Annotated in this window: 19 protein-coding genes and 1 riboswitch; of the genes, 8 read left to right on the top strand and 11 right to left on the bottom strand. The window is 38.7% G+C overall.

The annotated features are described in order from the left end of the window. Window positions 1-6: 6 nt before the first annotated feature. The 4 genes from M3610_RS13800 to M3610_RS13785 form a co-directional block, all read right to left on the bottom strand. Window positions 7-1,179, bottom strand: a complete 1,173-nt coding sequence (locus M3610_RS13800) for an MFS transporter (protein WP_251459808.1) — start codon at window positions 1,177-1,179, stop codon at window positions 7-9. A 300-nt stretch (window positions 1,180-1,479) separates the two neighbouring features. Next, window positions 1,480-3,117 (bottom strand): PhnE/PtxC family ABC transporter permease, encoded by a 1,638-nt coding sequence (locus M3610_RS13795; RefSeq protein ID WP_251459806.1) that lies wholly within the window; start codon window positions 3,115-3,117, stop codon window positions 1,480-1,482. Window position 3,118: 1 nt separating this feature from the next. Further along, the gene (locus M3610_RS13790) at window positions 3,119-3,871 is read right to left on the bottom strand and encodes a phosphonate ABC transporter ATP-binding protein (RefSeq protein ID WP_251459804.1); all 753 of its coding nucleotides are present in this window, start codon (window positions 3,869-3,871) and stop codon (window positions 3,119-3,121) included. A gap of 13 nt (window positions 3,872-3,884) precedes the next feature. Then, window positions 3,885-4,784: a putative selenate ABC transporter substrate-binding protein gene (locus tag M3610_RS13785; protein WP_251459802.1), complete on the bottom strand. Its 900-nt coding sequence runs from the start codon at window positions 4,782-4,784 to the stop codon at window positions 3,885-3,887. 229 nt (window positions 4,785-5,013) lie between these two features. Between M3610_RS13785 and M3610_RS13780 the strand changes: the two genes are divergently transcribed. Together M3610_RS13780 and M3610_RS13775 are read left to right on the top strand one after the other, a co-directional pair. Next, complete coding sequence (locus M3610_RS13780; protein WP_251459801.1) at window positions 5,014-5,499, top strand: hypothetical protein; 486 nt, start codon at window positions 5,014-5,016, stop codon at window positions 5,497-5,499. 113 nt (window positions 5,500-5,612) lie between these two features. Continuing rightward, window positions 5,613-5,840, top strand: a complete 228-nt coding sequence (locus M3610_RS13775; RefSeq protein WP_251459799.1) for a spore germination protein — start codon at window positions 5,613-5,615, stop codon at window positions 5,838-5,840. 90 nt (window positions 5,841-5,930) lie between these two features. Here the strand turns inward: M3610_RS13775 and M3610_RS13770 are convergent, their stop codons facing one another. Continuing rightward, the gene (locus M3610_RS13770) at window positions 5,931-7,244 is read right to left on the bottom strand and encodes a nucleobase:cation symporter-2 family protein (RefSeq protein ID WP_251459797.1); all 1,314 of its coding nucleotides are present in this window, start codon (window positions 7,242-7,244) and stop codon (window positions 5,931-5,933) included. Next, the gene (locus M3610_RS13765) at window positions 7,244-7,837 is read right to left on the bottom strand and encodes a xanthine phosphoribosyltransferase (protein WP_098576442.1); all 594 of its coding nucleotides are present in this window, start codon (window positions 7,835-7,837) and stop codon (window positions 7,244-7,246) included. Before M3610_RS13765 ends, M3610_RS13770 begins: the two co-directional genes overlap by 1 nt. Window positions 7,838-7,973: 136 nt before the next feature. Then, window positions 7,974-8,075, bottom strand: a riboswitch (purine riboswitch). Window positions 8,076-8,290: 215 nt separating this feature from the next. Between M3610_RS13765 and M3610_RS13760 the strand changes: the two genes are divergently transcribed. After that, window positions 8,291-9,289, top strand: a complete 999-nt coding sequence (locus M3610_RS13760; protein WP_251459796.1) for an NAD(P)H-dependent flavin oxidoreductase — start codon at window positions 8,291-8,293, stop codon at window positions 9,287-9,289. Window positions 9,290-9,411: 122 nt separating this feature from the next. Here M3610_RS13760 and M3610_RS13755 read toward each other — a convergent pair whose 3' ends face one another. Next, window positions 9,412-9,699 (bottom strand): hypothetical protein, encoded by a 288-nt coding sequence (locus M3610_RS13755; RefSeq protein ID WP_251459794.1) that lies wholly within the window; start codon window positions 9,697-9,699, stop codon window positions 9,412-9,414. 324 nt (window positions 9,700-10,023) lie between these two features. Here M3610_RS13755 and M3610_RS13750 point away from each other — a divergent pair, with 324 nt between their 5' ends. After that, window positions 10,024-11,217: a glycine C-acetyltransferase gene (locus M3610_RS13750; RefSeq protein ID WP_251459793.1), complete on the top strand. Its 1,194-nt coding sequence runs from the start codon at window positions 10,024-10,026 to the stop codon at window positions 11,215-11,217. Window positions 11,218-11,260: 43 nt separating this feature from the next. Beyond that, window positions 11,261-12,205 carry an L-threonine 3-dehydrogenase gene (locus M3610_RS13745; RefSeq protein WP_098576446.1) on the top strand — a complete coding sequence of 315 codons (945 nt, stop codon included), beginning with the start codon at window positions 11,261-11,263 and terminating at the stop codon, window positions 12,203-12,205. Between the two features lie 39 nt (window positions 12,206-12,244). Here the strand turns inward: M3610_RS13745 and selD are convergent, their stop codons facing one another. Further along, window positions 12,245-13,312, bottom strand: a complete 1,068-nt coding sequence (gene selD, locus M3610_RS13740) for a selenide, water dikinase SelD (RefSeq protein WP_285851188.1) — start codon at window positions 13,310-13,312, stop codon at window positions 12,245-12,247. A 126-nt stretch (window positions 13,313-13,438) separates the two neighbouring features. Between selD and M3610_RS13735 the strand changes: the two genes are divergently transcribed. Continuing rightward, complete coding sequence (locus tag M3610_RS13735; RefSeq protein ID WP_373561747.1) at window positions 13,439-13,678, top strand: Rdx family protein; 240 nt, start codon at window positions 13,439-13,441, stop codon at window positions 13,676-13,678. A 105-nt stretch (window positions 13,679-13,783) separates the two neighbouring features. Here M3610_RS13735 and M3610_RS13730 read toward each other — a convergent pair whose 3' ends face one another. Beyond that, window positions 13,784-14,182: an Hsp20/alpha crystallin family protein gene (locus M3610_RS13730; RefSeq protein ID WP_251459791.1), complete on the bottom strand. Its 399-nt coding sequence runs from the start codon at window positions 14,180-14,182 to the stop codon at window positions 13,784-13,786. Window positions 14,183-14,351: 169 nt separating this feature from the next. Between M3610_RS13730 and selA the strand changes: the two genes are divergently transcribed. After that, window positions 14,352-15,758, top strand: a complete 1,407-nt coding sequence (selA, locus tag M3610_RS13725; RefSeq protein ID WP_251459789.1) for an L-seryl-tRNA(Sec) selenium transferase — start codon at window positions 14,352-14,354, stop codon at window positions 15,756-15,758. Window positions 15,759-15,849: 91 nt separating this feature from the next. Here selA and M3610_RS13720 read toward each other — a convergent pair whose 3' ends face one another. Then, window positions 15,850-15,987: a small acid-soluble spore protein P gene (locus M3610_RS13720; protein ID WP_098576451.1), complete on the bottom strand. Its 138-nt coding sequence runs from the start codon at window positions 15,985-15,987 to the stop codon at window positions 15,850-15,852. A 112-nt stretch (window positions 15,988-16,099) separates the two neighbouring features. On the opposite strand from M3610_RS13720, the gene M3610_RS13715 reads away from it, so the two are divergent. Then, complete coding sequence (locus M3610_RS13715; RefSeq protein WP_098576458.1) at window positions 16,100-16,369, top strand: hypothetical protein; 270 nt, start codon at window positions 16,100-16,102, stop codon at window positions 16,367-16,369. A 94-nt stretch (window positions 16,370-16,463) separates the two neighbouring features. Here the strand turns inward: M3610_RS13715 and sspO are convergent, their stop codons facing one another. Beyond that, on the bottom strand, window positions 16,464-16,616 hold the full coding sequence (sspO, locus tag M3610_RS13710) for a small acid-soluble spore protein O (protein WP_098576452.1): 153 nt from the start codon (window positions 16,614-16,616) through the stop codon (window positions 16,464-16,466). Window positions 16,617-16,893: the final 277 nt, after the last annotated feature.

The following is a 16,893-nucleotide window of genomic DNA, read 5'->3' as shown; positions in this document are numbered from 1 at the left end:
TCTTGTTTAGTTTTGTATATTTGTTGATTTAACAGATGCAATCTGCGGTCGAAAAAGTAAAAATAGAATAAAAGCAGCAATGGAGATAATTGCACCAGAAATATACGGAAGCCCGATGGCCAATGAAAACAGCCAACCACCAAGTGGAGGACCAATAATTCGGCCAAGTGAGTCAAAGGAAGATAATAGGCCAGTTGAACTTCCGTGGCCAGCGCTTGACGTTTTCGTAATTAGAGAAGAAACACTTGGACGAATGACTCCATTCCCTAAACCAAATATAGTTAGAAAAAGAGCTGCAGTACCAAAACTATTCACCAATAAAATTAAAGCAAATCCAAGCGCAGAAACAATGATACCTGACTGGATAACCATCCTTTCCCCGTATTTCTTCGTCAATCTACCAACTAGACCACCCTGGACAATCGCACTCCCAAATCCCATGATCATAAAAATATAGCCAAGTTGAGCAGCATCTAAATCTGCCTTTTTCGCAGCAAAGTAAGCAAACGTTGCTTCCAAACCAGCCAGGGATAAAGAAATTAATAATTGCACTAGATACAGAACCGTTACAGCCCCGCTAAACGCCTTCCAAAAAGAGGGTTGTTTTTTGGTACCTGCCTCTGTTCTCAGTTTTGATTCTTTTAGCAAAAGGAAAACAAGAATCAAGGTAATGAAAGAAGATCCACAAGCAAGATAAAAGGGCATGTTCAAGCTGAATTTTGAGAAAATACCACCAATTGCTGGACCGAAAACAAAGCCTAAGCCCGTTGCTGCACCAACAATCCCCATTCCTTTGCCGCGATTCTCTTCGGTGGTGATATCGGCAACGTATGCCATGGCGGTAGGCATATTAGCAGAGGAAAGAATACCGCCAATAATTCTTGCCGCGAATAACATCCAAAGCTCTGTTGACAATGCTTGAATTAGAAAGGAGAGACCAAGTCCAGCTATCCCAATCATCATCACTGGCTTTCGCCCAATTCGGTCAGAAACTTGCCCCCACATTGGAGCGAAAATAAGCTGCATGAGCGAATACACCGCCATAAGTAATCCTAGTTCGGTTGGATTCGCCCCAATTTCTTCGGCATAGAAAGGTAAAACTGGAATGATAATTCCAAATCCCACCATCACCAAAAACATAACTACAAATAAAATCGGTAAAGCGGACTTTGATTGCAAAGAATTTCACTCCTAGATGACATTTAATTTCGTTGATAATACATACTTTCTTCCTATCAATAGGATAATGGAAATGTTGATAGAAAAACAAGTCTCATGCATCAATTATTTCCTTGGGTGGAAATAGTATGCAATACTTTAATTATCACTTGTTTAGCTAAAAGATAGCTATAATTAAGCAAATTGCTAGCAATTGATATCAGAGTGATAAAAACCACAAAAAAACACCATTCCATAAGGGAAACGGTGTTTTTTGCTGAATCTAGTTCCAGTGCCCAGCTGCGAGTGGGCTTCGCAAGATTATTTAACAGCTTTTCTCGTACTTTCTGATGCAAAGTCAGCGATTATGACGAGAATCATATAACAAAGAAGTAACAAGGTAATCTCTGTATATTGGAAATAGCTCATTGCCAACTTAAACTCCATACCAAGACCACCCGCACCAACAAAACCAACCACAATGGTTGTCCTCATGATGACTTCCCAGCGATAAAGAATATAAGTGAGAAATCGTGGTAATACCGTGGGCAGGATACCGTAGAAGAAAATCTGGATTTTCGATGCACCTGTAGATGCTAAATTCCTTATAGGACGCGGGTCCATATCCTCAATCACCTCTGCCCAAAGCTTACCAAGAATCCCAAAGTTGTGGAGTGCAAGAGCGATTGCCCCAGGCAGTAAACCGGGTTTAAAAATAAAGATAATCATCATTGCCCAAACTAACTCAGGAACAGAACGAGAAAAGATATAGGTGATGCGAATTATTCCATAAAGAATCCAGTTATACCACTTCTTTGAAGAAGTTAACCCCCCATTAGCTATATTTCTAGCTGCAGGAATCACTGTAAAAAAAGCAGCGATGGTCGCAAATCCAATGGCCATAATACTCATTTCCAATGTTTCAAGCGTGAGTTTCAAAGCAGCGGCCCAACTGCCAGCGTTGAAGAAAGCAGGGGTGGCATCATTTAATCCGATCAGACCACCGAAAAATTTTTTTGCATATTCAATATTCTTATCAGATAATAATTCAAAAAATTGAGCATTCTCAGTGACCTTGATAAATCCCCATGAACAAACTACTAAAAGCAAGGTGAAAAGAAGAGAAAGCCAGCCAGGACTGAATCCCTTTCGGCGTTTCCGTTCTGTTAACCCCTTACGGACAAAATTACTCCAAACATCTACCAATATAACAAGAACAATTAGAAAAAAAACATATGACCAGACTTGATCGTATTTCAAATCAGCCAATGATAATTGAATTTGGTAGCCTAGACCGCCAAGTCCAACAAAACTCATAATCGCAGAAGACCGAATGGCACATTCAAAGCGGTACATCGTATAACTGATCATGTCGGCCCAAACCAAAGGAAAATAGCCGTAGGTGAGTAGCTGCAGTTTGGATGCTCCTGCTGATTTTAAGGCCGTAATTGGCTGATCAGGCACATCATTTAACATGTCCGCAAAAATTCTGCCAAGTATCCCTCCATATGGAATTGCAAGGGCAAATATGGCTGCATAAGGGGAAAGACCTACGGCAGCAACGAAAAGCCAGGCCCATATTAACTCATGAATTGAACGCGTGAAGCCTAATATTCCCCTAAAAAATACTTTAGACGTTAACCGAGCAACCCTGCTTGAGGTTAATGTTCCAGAGGCAAGAATACCGACTATTAGTGCATAAATAACGGCAAGTGACATGCCGGCAACAGCATAGGCTAGCGTTATCCAAGCTGATTCAATCCCTTTCATTAATACCTCAGCAGAAAGGTCCGGTTGAATGAGTCCTTCAAATATTTGCAACAATGTCGGTATTCCACCTGCATGGAATAGATCGGCATTCCATTGAATCGAATACAAGCTCCAAACGAATACGGCCGTCAAAAGTAACGTGAGAAGGAAGCGATTATACATACCGAAGACTGATTTACGTCCCAACATCTCACCCTTGCTCCTTTAACCGATAAAGATCTCTTAACAAACCATCTGTTACTTTTTCTGTCGGTAAATCAAAAAGAATTTCCCCATTTTTAAGGGCGATGATTCTTGTAAAATATTTACGAGCATATTCGACGGAATGGATACTTGTGATTAATGTTTGTTTTTGCTCTGAAACGATTTTGATAAGCATGGCTAAAACATCTTCCGCACGCGCCGGATCAAGGGAGGCTACAGGCTCGTCCGCTAAAACCACTTCAGGTTTTTGGACCATTAATCTTGCCATTGCGACACGCTGCTGTTCGCCTCCAGATAAAGTGGACGTAATTTCATGGATTTTATCAGAAAGACCAACTCGATCCAGTGCTGTCAAAGCAACTTCTTTTTCTTGGGGAACAAGTAATGAGAAGAGGGATTTGATAACGCCCCATTCCGCTAATCGTCCCGCCAGGACATTATGAATGACGGCAATGGACCCAATAAGATCAAACTGTTGCCGAATGACGCCAACTTTTTTAGCAAAAATTTTGCTTTTTTTATAGGCTGATATTGGATGGCTATCGATTATTAGTTCCCCGTTTTGGATTGGCACGAGTCCGGCTATGGAATTTAATAATGTAGTTTTTCCCGCGCCGCTTGGTCCTATTAAGGCAACCAATTCCCCTTGCTCAATAGAAAAAGAAAGGGAAGATAAAGCTATCTTCCCCTCAAAATGTTTCGATATATTTTTTGCTTCAATCATTGTTTTTGAAGACATTCTACGACACCTACTACTTAATAATCTGTAACTCTTTTGCTACCTTTTCAATCTTTTTGTAATTATCATTATTTGTTTCGACAAAACTCTCCGTTTGGAATAAATCCGCAATTTCCTTTTGGTCTCCCGTAATGGATAGAAGGGCATCTTTAACTTTTTGCTTAGTTCCTTTACCAAAGACTTCTTCGACATTACTATTGATAGTCCAGTTATAGTCATAGTAAGCAGGGGTGGTATAGAATACTTTTACTTTTTTCGTATCCACTTTACCTTCTTTTACCGCTGCTTCCCAAACGGCCTCATTGAGTGCGCCCGCCTTAAAGGCACCGGATTCAATTAACTTATAAGTTGTATCATGTGAACCGGAGAAGTTGGGCTTGCCATCAAAATCGGTATTGGCATCTATTCCAGCTTCAGTTAGGAAGTATCTTGGCATTAAATGGCCGGAAGTGGAGCTTTCACTGCCAAATGTGAATGATTTCCCTTTTAAGTCTTCCAGCTTTGTGATATTTTCAGATGATTGGGTAATAAAGACCGAATGAAACTCCGCGTCCCGTGGTCGTTGCACAATTGATTCTGCTTCAGGAACAAGGTTTCTAGCTTGTACACTTGTTAAGCCGCCAAACCAAGCCATATGAATTTCCCCACGTTGGAAACCAGTTACTAATGCTGCATAATCCACAGACGGTACAAATTCAACTTTCATACCAGTTTTTTCACTAAGATATTTTGCAACAGCGGTCATCCCTTTATCTAAATCTGCAGCATTCTGGTCAGGAATGGCTCCAATTTTAAATACTTCATTTTTGGTCGCTTCTTTTTTTCCTTCACTCGTTTTTTCATTACTTTGCCCACAAGCAGCTAACGAAAATACCAGCATAACAAGAATAAGAGCAGAAAGCCATTTTTTCACATTAATTCCACCTTAGTTTTGTAATAGTTTCTCTGTACTTTTAGAATTATACTTAAATGATTTTTGATTATAAATTCATTAAATCGATTTAAATAATATTTACTAATCGATATTATAGATAACAATACATATTTATCTATAGATGGTAGGCATTCCAAATATCCTCAAATTTTTACGTTGAATAATATTCCATATAACAAGGGCAAAATAAAAGAAAAAGGAATTAGATATGATTGGATTACTAATTGCCATTATTTCATTTAATTATTTTGCTTTTAAGAAAAATAAACTTCTAACAGGTAATCAAATTGTCCATATATGGACATTTACGGTCGCTTTCCAAGTATTGTTCGATGTGATGGTTGAATTCAAATACCATGGATATTGGTATTTTGATAAGGAAATTGATTGGGAAGGATTGCTTCCACATATATTATTAGTGCCCGCTGCTAATATGATTTTTTTAAATTACTTTCCATTTAAATCAAAAATCATTAAGAAAATATTTTATATTATCATTTTTGTCATTCTGATTTTGATTTATGAAGCCATCACATTGCTGCCTGCTCCGTGGGGTTACTTTCATTATGGATGGTGGAAGTTATGGCACGCAGCCATTCTTGACCCGATTTTACTGATCATACTATTAGGTTTTTATAAGTGGATATGTAAGTTAGAAATGAGTTCCTGTAAAGCACCAAAAATACCAGAATGAATAGATTTTGAGCTGCATCCGCGGCTCTTTTCTTTTTGCTGTTTATTTATTTTTTTAGATGCTTAAACACATGAATACCCTTGTCCATATAATAGTAAAAAAGAGGGGAAGGGGTGAATCGTTTGGCAATCAATGAAAAGGGAATATCAATCGGTACCATTTCTGGTGGGATTGTAAACTTTGGCGGAGCGGTTTGTATTAGTCCAATCACAATCACATCGGAAAATACAGGTTCGGGAAGTGATAATACAAAAACAAATATAACTTCAAGGTCTAGAGTAAGCTCCACTACAAAAAGAAACATAACAGACCTGTTAGAAATAATTAAGGCGATGCTTTGAATGGCATCGCCTTTTTGATAACATTTCCTGAAATAAAAAAGAAAGGACGTTACCTTTTTTAGTATCGTCCTTTTACATTATTTTCTATTATTATGAGGCAATTTGATTATTTACTTCATTTACTTGCTTCATTTGCTTTGTTGACTTTGTTACATTTAAAACAATGTTTAAAAAGATTGCAGTTAGACTTCCTGTGACAATGCCGCTGCTGGTAAGGATTTTAACACTCTCAGGCAGGTGGGCAAACATATCCGGTACGGCTGTTACACCCATTCCCATCCCAACTGAACAAGCTATGATTAGGAGATTTTCTTGTGAAGCAAAATCTACGTTACCAAGCATTTTTATTCCATAAGCAATGACCATTCCAAACATAGCCACCATTGCACCACCAAGTACAGGTGTTGGAATAACTGTAGTAAAGGCTGCAATTTTCGGAATAAACCCAAGAAAAACTAACATGCCGCCCATTGTATAAATGACGTTATTGCTTTTAACACCTGAAAGCTGGACAAGTCCTACGTTTTGAGAATAGGTTGTGTATGGGAACGCATTAAATATCGCACCAATAATACTTGCTAGACCTTCCGCACGATAACCTCTTGATAAATCCTTCTCTGTTAATTTTTTTCCAGTAATGTCACTTAAAGCGAAATAAACTCCAGTTGATTCTACCATACTCACAATTGCAACGAGTGTCATCGTAATGATCGGAGTCCATTCAAAGGTAGGGGTCCCAAAATAAAATGGTTTTACCATGTGGAACCATGATGCATCAGCAACAGCTGAAAAGTTTACTTTCCCCATAATAGATGCGACTACCGTACCGCCCATTAATCCTAGTAAAATAGAAATGGAGCGAATAAAACCTTTTGTAAAACGGTAAAGCAAAATAATAAATAGCAACGTTCCGAAGGCTAAGCCGATATTTGAAAGGCTGCCAAAATCCGGGCTCCCTTGTCCGCCAGCGATGTTATTCATTGCGACAGGGATCAGTGTAATCCCAATAATAGTAACAACCGAACCAGTAACAACAGGTGGGAAGAACTTAATTAACTTCCCAAAGAATTGAGAAATAACAATGACTATTAGTCCGGAAATGAGAATGGAACCATAAATGGCAGAAATGCCAAACTGTCCGCCAATGGCAATCATCGGTCCAACGGCAGTAAAGGTACAGCCAAGTACAATTGGTAAACCGATTCCGAAAAATCGATTCTTCCAAACTTGTAGAATTGTTGCAATTCCGCACATTAAGATGTCTATGGATACCAAGTAAGTTAATTGTTCTCCCGAAAATTTAAGAGCCCCTCCGACGATAAGTGGAACAATTACCGCTCCTGCATACATCGCTAACACATGCTGAATGCCCAAAGAGGCAATTTTAAATGGATGTTGTTTCATTAGATTAATTCCTCCACATTTTCATTGATAAATGTTACTTCTCCGTTTGATAGGGAAGCAATTCTTGCTAAGGATTCAACCCTTAAACCCATGTCCTTCAATTTTTGTGCACCGTGTTGAAATGATTTCTCAATGACAATGCCAATTCCAGCAACGTTTGCACCGCTTTGTTGAACGATTTTTACTAAACCAAGAGCAGCTTCACCATTAGCTAAGAAATCATCAATGATAAGTACTCGATCACTTTCATTCATGTATTTATTGGAAACCGAAATCTCGTTTGTTTCATTTTTGGTAAATGAATAGACAGACGCCGTAAGTAAGTCATCGACCAGTGTCAATGATTTTCTTTTTCGAGCAAATAGAACTGGAACGTTCAAATATAAACCGGCCATCACGGCAGGGGCAATGCCTGAGGATTCAATCGTTACAATCTTAGTAATGCCTTCCTCTGCAAATAATCTCGCAAATTCTTTCCCAATCTCAAGCATTAACTGCGGGTCGATTTGATGGTTTAAAAATGAATCAACCTTTAATACCTGGTCGGATAAAACCTTTCCGTCAGAACTAATTTTGTCTTCTAGTAATCTCATGATTGAAAACTCCCCTTTAAAATAATAAAAGCCCAAAGGTCAATACCTCACAACAAAATAATTGAGTGAGATAATGACCTTTGGGCTCCATGTCCAAACGGCTAAGGAATGAGTGCATCTCTTAAAAAATTTGCACATTTTCCCATTACCCACTCATAGTCAGATTGTTAACGGCAATCTGGTAGAAACTTTCGGGCCTTATCCCCGCGATTATATGAGTGAAACGCATATGAATTTATTCACATTATAAAGCACATAAAAAGGGGAAATCAATCATTATTTTGCAAAAAACGAACAATAAGGTTTTTAAAATTAAAATCGTTCGTGCTCGGTAAGCGGTAAAATAGGTGTAAATAAAAGAACCATACAAATATTGAATAACCATTCATTTTCAGTTACTATTAAAGAGAAAATTAATTCTGAAAATTCTAAAATAAGGAAAAGGTGAGCGCTATGAGGAAATCTATTCCAGATTCCTGGTGGAATCAAATGAAATTACCGGCCATTTCAGCCCCAATGTTTTTGGTGTCAGGCACCGAACTCGTCAAAAATTGTTGTCTGAATGGGGTAATTGGTTCTTTTCCTGCTCCAAATGCAAGGCCAATTGAAATTCTGGATCAGTGGATGGGGCAATTAAATGCAGAGTTGGCGGAGGCACGGGCCCTCGAACCTCACCGCAAGATTGCACCGTGGGCGATGAATGTGGTTGTACATAGTTCCTACGGCCACCTGCAGGAAGAACTTGAATTGATTAAAAAGCACCAACCGCAATTGGTGATTACCTCATTAGGAAGTCCGAAATTAGTTGTTGATATTGTTCATGAATATGGCGGTCTCGTGTTCTCGGATGTAAGTGAATTAAAATTTGCTAAAAAAGCGGCAGAAGCAGGTGTTGATGGCTTGATATTAGTATCTAGCGGGGCGGGAGGTCATGCTGGACAAATTAATAACTTTGCCTTTGTGGATATGGTTCGCAACTTCTGGGATGGCATTGTTGTTCTGGCAGGTTCTATTTCAACAGGGAAGGGGATTTTAGCAGCACAAGCTGCCGGAGCAGATCTTGCTTATATGGGAACAAGGTTTATCGTAGCTACCGAAAGTATGGCAAATAATGAGTACCGAGAAATGCTCGTTGAATCCACGCAAGAAGATATCCTATTAACCGATGCTTTCTCCGGTGTCATGTGTAATATGCTGGTACCAAGTATTAAAAAGGCGGGATTGAACCCAGATACACTGGTTAAAAAAGCTCAGGTTAACTTTGATAGTATGCAAAGGGAAACAAACGTAAAAGCATGGCGCGATATTTGGTCAGCAGGGCACGGCGTCGGAGCCATAAATAAAATTGAATCAGTGTCTGAAATAATAAATAGTTTAGAAAGCGAATACAAAGAAGCATTACAAACTCTCAATCGGAATGCAGGGAAATATAGTTCCTTGCCTTGTCAATAAATTAAAAGTAAAAAACGCTCAGCCAAGTGGCGCTGAGCGTTTTTTACTTTGTGGTAACTTGATTGGATTACATCCATTACCTACAAACGGCCATCTATTTTAGGACATAAGGGAAACTCAGTTTACTTCTTCTTTTTTTCCTTTGAGACGATCTTAATCACCTTATAACCTGGTTTCATTTTAATCTTTTGAACTCCATTATTGGTTGTCACTTGATACATGGTGAATTTCCGAGGCTGACGTTCGAGGACGTCGATCTTCTTAATTGTCTCTTTTTGAAAATATTTATGTAGTTTCTTGGTTTGCTTTTCTTGTTTTTCACCATAAAGGAGATCGTAGGCGAAGATAAATAAAAATATAAATAAAGCACCAAGGATAAGTGTGTACAAGACAGAATATAAAAATGACAAGGTTGACATCCTTTCTTAAAGCAATCGAGAGTATCTACGTCTTCAAGAAACCATTATAACGGAAAAGCAATCTATTTATAAGTTAATGTTTAGTGAATGATCTTAAGAAATAACATTATTTTGATTTGGGTAATCTAATAGATATAAAAAATATTTTTCTTTTTTGTCCACTATATATGAACAAATTTAAAAAAATATGATAAAGTATACAATAATAATCCTTTAATACCGCTATTTAACAGCAATATCAATGTCCTTCTGAAACGGACAACTGTTTATCCGTAAATGACATTAAAGGTTCAAATTATAAGGGGGAAATGAATAATGTCTAGTCATATTTTAGAACAATTTTTAAATGAAAATCTTGAGGATTTAAAGGGGAAAGGTCTATACAATGTAATCGATCCACTCGAGAGCCCCAATGGTCCACTAATCACGATTAATGGCAGAGAACTTGTTAATCTTTCTTCTAATAACTATTTAGGGTTAGCAACCGATGAACGTTTGAAAAATGCAGCAGCCGAAGCCATTGAATCCTACGGCGTTGGGGCAGGCGCAGTTCGTACAATCAACGGAACACTTAAGTTGCATGTGGAACTCGAAGAAAAATTAGCTGAATTTAAACATACTGAAGCAGCGATTGCCTACCAATCGGGATTTAATTGTAACATGGCAGCCATTTCTGCGGTAATGGATAAAAATGATGCCATTCTATCGGATGAATTAAACCATGCGTCGATTATTGATGGCTGTCGTCTATCGAAAGCAAAAATCATCCGTGTTAATCACTCAGATATGGAAGATTTACGTGCAAAAGCAAAAGAGGCAAAAGAGGCCGGCCTTTACAACAAGATTATGGTGATCACAGATGGCGTCTTTTCCATGGATGGCGATATTGCCTTATTGCCGGAAATCGTGGAGATCGCTGAAGAATTCGACTTAATTACATATGTCGACGATGCCCATGGTTCAGGTGTCCTTGGTGATGGAGCAGGGACCGTAAAGCATTTTGGTCTTTCTGATAAAATTGATTTTCAAATTGGCACATTATCTAAAGCAATTGGTGTAGTCGGCGGATATGTGGCTGGTAAAAAGAATCTGATTGATTGGTTAAAAGTTCGCAGCCGCCCATTCCTATTTTCAACTTCACTTACTCCTGCAGATGTAGCAGCAAGCAAGAAATCGATTGAAATTCTCATGGAAAGCACAGAGCTTAACGAGAAACTTTGGGATAATGGAAATTATCTTAAAAAAGGCTTGAAAGAGTTAGGTTTTAATATTGGTAACAGTGAAACGCCAATTACACCTTGTATTATTGGTGACGAAGCACTTACCCAACAATTCAGTAAGCGTTTGAATGAAGAAGGGGTTTATGCTAAGGCCATTGTTTTCCCAACGGTACCGAAAGGAACTGGACGTGTTCGTAACATGCCAACAGCAGCACATTCAAAAGAAATGCTCGACCGTGCAATTGCGATATATGAAAAAGTAGGTAAGGAAATGGGCGTAATTAAATAGAAAATACAATTTTTAGCTAAGTGAAGAGGACGGTGAAACGACGATGAAGCGTATATTAATTACTGGTGCTTTGGGACAGATTGGATCAGAATTAACCTTAAAACTACGAGACATTTATGGAGCGGATAATGTTATTGCGACAGATATCAAAAAGAATGAGAGTGAAGCTGCTCTAAGCGGCCCATTTGAGACGGTCGATGTAACAGATGGAAACCGAATGGTGGAAGTAGCAAAAAAATACAATGTTGATACGGTTATGCATTTAGCTGCCTTGTTATCGGCAACTGCAGAGGCGAAGCCTGTATTTGCATGGAATTTAAACATGGGTGGGCTGATGAATGGACTTGAAACGGCCAGAGAACTAAAAGCACAATTTTTCACACCTAGTTCGATTGGTGCGTTTGGGCCTTCAACCCCTAAAGACAATACCCCTCAAGATACAATTATGCGACCGACCACGATGTACGGGGTCAATAAAGTGGCTGGGGAATTATTGTCTGACTACTATTTCCACAAATTCGGAGTCGATACCCGCGGCCTGCGTTTCCCTGGATTAATTTCCTATGTCGCTCTTCCTGGCGGTGGAACCACTGATTATGCGGTTGAAATTTACTATGAAGCAGTCAAAAATGGAAAATATACTTCTTACATTGATAAAGGTACTTATATGGATATGATGTATATGCCAGATGCCTTGAATGCCATTGTTGATTTAATGGAGGCCGATTCCTCTAAATTAATCCATCGCAATGCTTTTAATGTGACGGCAATGAATTTTGATCCAGAGGAAATTGCTGCTTCCATTGCTAAGTTTGTTCCTGGATTTGAAATTTCGTATCATGTGGATCCGGAACGTCAAAAAATAGCGGAAAGTTGGCCGAATTCCATTGATGCTACAGCAGCAAAAGAGGAATGGGGCTTTAAATACGCATTTGATTTAGATAAAATGACCAAGGACATGGTAGAAAAACTGCGTCAGAAGTTCTAATAAAAAAATCCTGAGCCAAAATGGTTCAGGATTTTTTTATTATCTTTTCACATAAATATATTTTTCCTTTTTCTCCGTAACTCTTCCTACAATCGAAGCATGTGCTAATCCACTAGCTCGAAGTTTGTCCACATACAGCGCGGCTTCCTGTTCACTGAGAGCAACAAACAAACCGCCGGAAGTAATCGCATCACAAAGGAGGAGTTGTTCCTCAGGAAGGAGTTCCTCGTAGACAACATCATCCGCTAACCATTTATGATTCGCCTTTGAACCGCCGGGAACTACACCATTTTTCGCTAATTCAAGGGCACCTTCTAGGACTGGGACTTGGCCGAGTGAAAATTCAAAACTGACATGACTGCCGCGTGCCATTTCACTTCCATGACCTAGTAATCCAAATCCAGTTATATCCGTGACAGCGTGAGGGTGAAATTCTGTTAACACTTCAGCCGCCACCTTATTTAGCTCAGCCATAGTGTCAGTCACAGTTTGTTCCTGTTCTGGCGTTACTGCACTTCTTTTTATACCAGTTGTGATGATTCCGACACCGATAGGTTTGGTCAACACAAGGACATCACCTGACTGGGCACCGACATTTTTCCACACTTTATCTGGGTGGACGATTCCAGTTACAGATAATCCAAATTTAGGTTCTTGGTCATCAATAGAATGGCCGCCTACGGTAATCGCTCCGGCTTCCTTTACTTTATCAGCTGCTCCACGCAGTATCTCCGAAAGCATCTCAGCGCCCAATTTTTTAATAGGAAAGCCGACGATATTTAAGACGGTTTTAGGCTCTCCACCCATAGCATACACATCACTTAATGCGTTTGCAGCGGTGATTTGTCCAAACATATAAGGGTCATCCACAATAGGAGTAAAGTAATCCACGGTCTGAATTAGTGCAATCGAGTCAGTTAATTGATAGACCCCAGCATCATCAGATGTATCAAGTCCCACTAATAATTCTGGAACAGGTTCTTGTTTCGGTAAATGACGCAAAACTTGCGCCAGGTCCTCAGGACCAATTTTGCAGCCTCAACCAGCTTTTGTTGAAAAAGAGGTCAGGCGTACTTTATCTTGTTCACTCAACGTGTCCACCTCCATTTTTATAGTATAACTCTTTCCCAAAAATTCCGCACGGATAGACAAAAAAATTGTAGTGGAAGAAGGAATAGGGTAAAATATTTAAACTATCACGAAGTAGTAAACTCATTTTTGGAGGCTGTTTCTATGAAGAATTACCATATTATTGTAGAATTTTGCATGCAATGAAACTACTCACCTAAAGCCGCGAGTTTCGCGGAAGAGCTTTTCAATCATTTTTTTAGAGATATTCAAAAGTTAGAACTAATTCCAAGTTCAGGCGGCGCATTTGAAGTGACCGTGAATGGGGAGAAAATCTATTCCAAGCTTGAAACAGGAGTATTTCCTGATACAGACGAGATGATTGAAATCATTTCCAAAAAATAAAAAGAAGCCCTCTGATCAAAAAGAATTAGAGGGCTTCTTTTTTTTACTTATAAAAAGATTATGTTAATTGAGGAACGAAAAAATAATCCCACAATAGTGAAGAAATTATGGAAGGGTAATGTATCTATTTTTTCCTATACATCTATCTATTTTTGATATCACAACTTCTAAAATTCCGTTAGTAAAAGTGGCATAAACAGCCTGGTTCACGACTTGAAACGGAAAGTTAATGGTCCTTTCTCGTTTTTTGATCTTGGAAGGGGGGTATTTAGACGCTGATATCACTAATTTATCTCCTTCTATATAAACCTTTAATTCAGAAGTTTGATATTCATTTAAGATGGCCTCAACAATCCATTCCTTTTCTGTCTCATACAGATCGATTTGAAATTGGGTTGCATCATAATAGGACGTAAGTGGATCGAGAAAATATTCCTCCAGCCATTTTTCTACTTCTTCAAAGTCAAAGTTTTGATTATTTTTCAGTTGTTTCTTTTTTGACATATTTAATCCCCCTTGCTCGTTTCATTTTATTCATAAGGGATAAAAATGTGAAAATGATATGATATAATTGGGACATGCAAAAGCGCCTCTTTTCTTAATTACGATCATCTATGGGCTCTGAAGCTTGGTATATTATAGAAAGAGAACGACGGATAAAGGAGTTTTTATCTTGAAAGAATGGCTACGCTCCATCCCAGCGGTCCATGAACTTCAAAATCATCAGAGGTTTTTGAATCTGCTTAATGAAAGTCAGTTGGATCAACTACATTTGACCAAACAACTTAAAGATTGTCTTGAAAGCATTAGGGGGGCAATTCTTTATGATAATTGGCCAGGTGCGAGACCAGGGACCAACGATTTTCTTGACGACCTATTTTCTATCCTCGAATCAAATATTAAGAAACAGTATTCTTATACAATTGAAAAAGTGATCAACGCAACAGGCACTATTTTACATACGAATTTAGGAAGGGCTAGATTGAGCGAAAACGCGATCAGCCATATGATGGAGACGGCAAGGAACTATTCCAACCTAGAGTATAAGTTATCTGAAGGCGAAAGAGGCTCACGACATAGTCATGTTGAAAGCTTAATTAAAGAAATCACTGGGGCTGAAGCAGCCATGGTGGTTAATAATAATGCTTCTGCTGTTTATCTTGTTTTAAGAGCCCTCGCTCTTCAAAAAGAAGTCATTGTTTCGAGAGGGCAGCTTGTTGAAATTGGCGGTTCCTTTCGAATTTCATCAATCATGGAAGAGAGTGGCGCAAACCTAGTTGAAGTGGGCACCACCAATAAAACGCATTTATTTGATTATGAAAAAGCAGTCAGCCCAGACACAGCAATTGTCATGAAAGTTCATACGAGTAATTTTAAAGTGATTGGTTTTACCAAAACGGTCGAAACAGAAGAACTTGTTCATCTTACAAAACGTTTGGAAGATGTCATTTTTTATGAAGATCTAGGAAGTGGTGCCATATACGATTTCAGGAAGCATGGAATTGGTGAGGAACCTGTCGTGAAAGAGGTCATTGGGTTAGGGGCAGATGTTGTATCTTTTAGTGGAGACAAGCTCCTTGGCGGACCACAGGCAGGGATTATTGCTGGTAAAAAAGAAATTATTGATCGTTTGAAAAAACATCAATTGGCACGAGTTCTGCGTGTCGATAAAATGACGTTAGCTGCATTAGAAGGAACATTAATTGATTATGCCCGTGGTGAAACAGGACTGGTAAATATTCCAACGCTTCGAGATTTATTTGTACCACTTGAAGAATTAGACGTTCGATCTAAGTCTTTTGTTACAAATTTATTACAAAATACTGGAAAGTATGTTACAAAAATTACTGAGGCAACCAGTCAAGTGGGTGGAGGAACGATGCCTGATGTGGAGCTTCCAACGATGGTGATCGCTTTGAAACACAGTACTCTGAGTGCAGACCAGCTTAGCAAAAAACTACGCACAGAAGTGAAGCCGGCTATTGTCGGACGGATCCAAAAAGATGAATTTATCATTGATTTACGAACAGTGACGCCTGAAGAAGAAAAGCACCTACTACAAGCTTTTATTACTATTTAGAATATAAACCTGGAGCCCCAGCACTTAATCTTAGTGCTGGGGCTTTATATAGAGAATTTAGTGCCCAAAAACCTATAGGTGCTTCGGGCAACTACATATCATGATGGGTATTATGTTTGGCCCTTGTATGGTTGCGATTCTTTACCTTTTTAGAACCACTAAGCGGCTCAGGCTGGCCAGATTGTTTTGGTGCATTTTTTCTCATGTCTTTGCCATCGTTTTTGTTCATTTTTCATCCCTCCTATATGTTAGGATGCAGTCATTAAGTCCTTTTATACCGTATATTTTTTGTAGTTCTGTGCAATTTAACTGTAAACAAAATGAAGGAGTGAAAGATGCTCATGCAAAAGTTTCCTTACCACAAAGATAAACAACAAGCATTTCAAGCAGCACAACAAGGGTATGAAAATGCCCAAGGACTATATGAAACCATCGTGAGTGATAGTGCAAGTTATGGCCATCAACTGAAACATCTGAAGGATGAAGTAAATGAAGCCTATCAGCAGATTTCAAATGCCATGGAAGTAGCATCAGAACATCAACGGGCACAGTTAGAGCGGTTCCAACAGGATTTATCAACCATGGTGTCAGAAGTCAATCAAGTGGAGTAAGAAAAGCAGGCGGGAGATCGCCTGCTTTCCTTTTCTGAATTCTGTTGAAGTGCTTAGGGTTTCGCGGTCATAAGCATTGAGCTTCCGCTTTTTACTATTGATTCTTTTTCCGTTTTTTGTTATTCATTCTTTCTTTGGCGGTTAATTCAGACTCACTGGCAAATTCCTCATTAAAGCCAGCGCCTTTTCCTTGGCCTTTAGCTGCATTCATCCCTGGAATTACATGATTAGACTTTCGTTTCACCATAGTAATCACCTCCTACAACATTACTATTTCCTGCATAGCAAAAATAATGACAAAGAAAAGTTTTTTTGAGATAATATTAGTGAAAATTTCGTTTTTTCCCTACCAACATCTATATTAACACAGATGGTGTTTTTTGAATTTTCAGAACAAAATACATAAAAAAACATAAGTTAAACTTATCAATCACAATAACTTTCTTGTTATTTACTTATGAATTAGGTTGTATTAAGATAAGAATTGTGAGAAAAGTTAAGACGGATGGGAAAATTCAGACTTT

The sequence above is a fragment of the Neobacillus sp. MER 74 genome, assembly GCF_023714155.1.
This window is presented reverse-complemented; position numbering and strand designations above follow the sequence as displayed.